Origin of the sequence: Arthrobacter sp. TB 26, assembly GCF_000427315.1 — a bacterium.
GTDB lineage: Bacteria > Actinomycetota > Actinomycetes > Actinomycetales > Micrococcaceae > Arthrobacter.
This window is the reverse complement of the sequence record NZ_AUPJ01000320.1, coordinates 1-2,125: the sequence shown is the minus strand read 5'-3', so window position 1 is coordinate 2,125 and position 2,125 is coordinate 1. Positions and strand designations below refer to the sequence as shown.

Annotated in this window: 3 protein-coding genes; 1 reads left to right on the top strand and 2 read right to left on the bottom strand. The window is 67.6% G+C overall.

Annotated elements, in window-relative coordinates; all coding sequences use genetic code 11:
• Window positions 1-354 (bottom strand): VOC family protein (locus tag K789_RS0112165; RefSeq protein ID WP_024366990.1); only part of this gene is annotated, 354 nt, incomplete at its 3' end.
• A gap of 150 nt (window positions 355-504) precedes the next feature.
• On the opposite strand from K789_RS0112165, the gene K789_RS0112160 reads away from it, so the two are divergent.
• Window positions 505-1,494 (top strand): DUF808 domain-containing protein, encoded by a 990-nt coding sequence (locus K789_RS0112160; protein ID WP_029704955.1) that lies wholly within the window; start codon window positions 505-507, stop codon window positions 1,492-1,494.
• On the opposite strand, the gene K789_RS0112155 is transcribed toward K789_RS0112160, so the two are convergent.
• Window positions 1,491-2,108, bottom strand: a complete 618-nt coding sequence (locus K789_RS0112155) for a hypothetical protein (RefSeq protein ID WP_029704954.1) — start codon at window positions 2,106-2,108, stop codon at window positions 1,491-1,493. The two genes, K789_RS0112160 and K789_RS0112155, sit on opposite strands and share 4 nt — an antisense overlap.
• Window positions 2,109-2,125 lie beyond the last annotated feature (17 nt).

The following is a 2,125-nucleotide window of genomic DNA, read 5'->3' as shown; positions in this document are numbered from 1 at the left end:
CCCCGCCGTGTCCACCACGCAGAACCGATTACCTTCCGGATCGGCAAGGATCACGTAGTCCGCGTCCTCCGGCCGCTTGCTCCACTCGATCCGGGTGGCTCCCAGACCCAGGAGCCGCTGCACTTCGGCGTCCTGATCCTCGGCGTACAGGTCCAAGTGCAGGCGCGGAGGGATCTGAAGCGCTGCTGGGACGCGATCCAGGGAGATGCAGGTACCAGTACCGTCTAGTGGCTGCAGAATGACAAAGTCATCGCTGGGCTCTTGCCGCGGCACATATCCCAACGCGGCCTGCCAGAAACGCATCTGGCGTTCGAGGTTCTCCACCCGGATCACGATCGAACCAATGCTCAGCATCAGGCCAAGCTACACCGGGCCGAGCCGACCCGGTCCAGATCCAGCGTCGACGGGCTGCGCGCCACCATATAATTCGAGCATGCCAATCACGCGCCCTGACCAAGGCAACTTCGTCCAGCCGTACGCCCTCAAGCAGTCCGGAAGCGAGCTGTGAGCGGCGGGCTCGTCGCCCTGCTGGACGACATCGCAGCCCTGGCCAAGATTGCGGCCGCCTCGGTGGACGACGTCGCCGCCGGAGCGGCCAAGGCGGGGGCCAAGGCCGCGGGCGTGGTCATTGACGACGCCGCCGTCACCCCGCAGTACGTGTCCGGCGCGGACCCGTCCCGCGAACTGCCGATGATCAAGCGGATCTTCTGGGGCTCGCTGCGAAACAAACTTTTGATCATCCTGCCGGCGCTGCTGCTCATCAGCGCCTTCATCCCGGGGGTCATTCCGTTCATCCTCATGCTGGGCGGCACCTATCTCTGCTACGAGGGTGCCGAGAAGGTCTGGCACAAGCTCCGCGGACAGCACGACGCCGAAGAAGACACGCCGGCGGTCGACCGGGGGCCGGAGGCGGAGGCCAAGGTCACCAAGGGCGCCATCACCACCGACTTCATCCTCTCCTGCGAGATCATGGTCATCGCGATGAACGAGGTGGCGACCGAATCCCTGTGGGTTCGGGCCGCCATCCTGGTCGCCGTGGCGATCGCGATCACGGCGGCCGTGTACGGCGCCGTCGCGCTCATCGTCAAGATGGACGACATCGGCCTGCACCTGACCACCAAGGAGTCCGCGGGCTCCCAGCGCTTCGGCGAGCTGCTCGTCCGGGGGATGCCCGCCGTGCTGACCACGATCACCGTCATCGGGACGGTCGCCATGCTTTGGGTGGGCGGCCACATCATGCTGCAGGGAGCCCACGACCTCGGCTGGCACCTGCCCTACGACCTGGTCCACGCCCTCGAGCACCCTGTCGCCGGGATCCCGGTGGTGGGCGGTTTCCTGGCCTGGCTCGTGAACACCCTGTGCTCGGCCGTTCTTGGCCTCGCCTGGGGCCTGGTCGTCATGGCGGTCCTGCAGCCGCTGCTCAAGGTGCTGCCGTTCGGCAAGAAGGAAGGCGGGCACGAAGAGGGCGACGTCCGCGCCGCCGTCGACGGCTAAGACCCGCCCCGGAGTTCGCGGGCGAGCTGGCGCAGCGCCATTCGCCGGATGAGGGAGCTGAAGGGCCCGACGAGCGCCCAGTAGCGGCGGAACCGGCGGCGGCTTTTCTCGTCCCTGATGGCGACACGCGTCTCAACTGTCACGATCGAGGAGCCGGCCCCGTAAGGATCAATCCTCAAACCGACAGCGATCCTGGCGTAGCCCGGCTGGCTGAAGCCGGCGAACTGCTGAGGGGTGGTCGGGACATCCGCGGAGGCTGCGACCGACTTCCAGGGCCGACTCACCTGGCCCAGGACCATCTCCGCCCCCGGGGCCTCACCCAGCAGAATCCAGCCCAGATTGACCATTTCCTTGAGCCGGAATGTTCCCCGGGCCGCTGCGGCGCCGGGTGTCCTCCCGCGTCCCCTCACGGTCTCTGCCACACGTTGCGGCAGCGCCCGGAGGCCGAGCAGGGCCCGGGCCAGCGGGGCCCGGAAGAGGTCCATCTCGCGGGCCGCCTCGTAGCACTCGGCAGGGGGTGCCCGGAAGACGTCTGCGTGCACGATGGAGAGATCGTATTCCGGCAGAAACTGGTCCAGGAGCAGCCGACGTCCAGCTGCGCCGTCGCCGGTCATCCCTCAGCGGCTTCCGG

Excerpts from the sequence above, each read along its gene's own strand:
- K789_RS0112155 (WP_029704954.1), bottom strand. The coding sequence starts at position 2,108 with ATGACCGGCGACGGCGCAGCTGGACGTCGGCTGCTCCTGGACCAGTTT.